The 1771-nt window shown below is 53.0% G+C and carries 2 protein-coding genes and 1 other annotated feature; both genes read right to left on the bottom strand.

Translation table 11 applies throughout. From position 1 onward, the window contains the following. On the bottom strand, positions 1–940 hold a 940-nt coding region (gene asnA, locus lacNas_RS06735; RefSeq protein WP_201346717.1), incomplete at its 3' end, for an aspartate--ammonia ligase. A gap of 66 nt (positions 941–1006) precedes the next feature. Then, positions 1007–1241, bottom strand: a binding site (T-box leader). Between the two features lie 60 nt (positions 1242–1301). Next, positions 1302–1771: DedA family protein (locus lacNas_RS06740; protein WP_201346718.1), on the bottom strand; the 470-nt coding region annotated here is incomplete at its 5' end.

Below are 1771 nucleotides of genomic sequence, written 5' to 3' on the forward strand. Positions count from 1 at the left end.
TGTGGGCCTTGCCTAAAAGCAGCATGCAGAGTCTTGACTGCCCGATCCCGCCGCCGATAGAGTATGGCAGCTCGCCTTTTAACAGGGCCTGGTGGAAAGGCAGGTCCAGCCGGTCTTCAGCAGCTGCCAGTTTCAGCTGCTTTTTCAACCGGTCTTCATCAACCCGGATGCCCATGCTGCTGACTTCAAAGGCCCGCTGAAGCGGTTCATACCAGAAGAGCAGGTCGCCGTTCAAAGTCCAGTCATCGTAGTCAGGCGCCCGCAGGTCATGCGGCTTCTTTGACAAAGGCAATGCACCGCCAATGTGTTCCAAAAAGACCGCGCCGCGCTCCTTGCAGATCTTGTCTTCGCGTTCGCTTGGCGTCAAAGACGGCCAGCGGGCTTCCAGCTCTTCGCTGGTCACGAAACTGATTTCCTCTGGCAGGTGGTAGGCCGCCTGAGGGTAAAGGGCCCGGACGTGGTATTCCATGCCCTTGATGGTTTCAAAGATCCGCTGAACGGTCTGGCGGAGGGTTTCTTCAGTCCGCTCGCTCTTGTCGATGACCTTTTCCCAGTCCCACTGGTCGACGTAAACGGAGTGAAGGTTGTCCAGGACTTCTTCGTCTTTTCTGATGGCGTTCATGTTGGTGAACAGGCCTTCACCGCGGCTGAAGCCGTAGTGCTTGAGGGCCCAGCGCTTCCACTTGGCCAGGGAGTGAACGATCTGCAGCTCGCCTTCGTCGCCGTCATGCAGGGTGAAGGAAACGGGCTTTTCCCAGCCGGAGAGGTTGTCGTTCAAGCCGGAAGACTTTTTGACGAACATGGGCGCGGAAATTCTCTCCAGATTCATCGCGGTGCCAAATTCGGCCTGGAAAGTTTCTCTGATATAACGGATTGCCTTTTCGGTTTCGCGAATGGTCATTTTCGGATCATAATCGCTTGGTATAACTAATTTAGCCATATCTTTTGCCTTTAACACTAAAAATTACAGGGGAACAAAAAGAGCCTTTCATCCCCAGCTGACTTGACTAGGGACGAAAGGCTTCTTTCCGCGGTACCACCCACCTTGTTCATAATTGAACCACTTCGAGCACCAACATGCTCTAGCAGGGTAACGTCCTGCAGGCGGCACGGCTTACTGTGACTTCAGCCGGCGATCTGGAAAAAGTGTTATTCAGAAAGCCAGGGTCTGTTGCCATTTCACCAGCCGGCAACTCTCTAAAAGATTGTGCTTTCTTACTCGTCTTCTTCATCTTTGCGTTATTTGATTAAGTAAAATTCTAATACGGATTTAATTTTTGTCAAGATCTGGAGCAAAAAAATTATTTTTTAAAGATCAGGCCTTTTTTCTTGAGCAAGTAGACGGCGGCAGCAATGACCACAAAGACCAGCAAGATGATCATGCTGATGCCTTCAAATTCCTGCACGACTTGCTGGTAGGCGCTGCCGGCAAAGCGGCCGGCGTAGATCAAGACCGTGTTCCAGATTGCCGTACCCAGGATGGTGTAGAAGCTGAAATTGAGCAGCGAGAACCGGCTCATTCCGGCAGGCAGGGAAATCAAGCTGCGGACGACGGGTATGAAGCGGCCGAAAAAGGTGGCCGTCCGGCCATGGGCATTGAAGTAGGATTCGGTCTTGGCGACTTTTTCTGGAGAAAGGCCGAAGCGGCGGCCGATCTTGCTGCTGGCAAAGTGGTTGAGGCGTTCTTTATCAAAGATGCTGCCGACCCAGTAGAGCACGAGGGCGCCGATAAAGGCGCCGGCTGTGGCCGCGACAATCGCGCCTGGGATTG

It is taken from the genome of Lactobacillus nasalidis, assembly GCF_016587775.1.
Taxonomy (GTDB): Bacteria; Bacillota; Bacilli; order Lactobacillales; family Lactobacillaceae; genus Lactobacillus; species Lactobacillus nasalidis.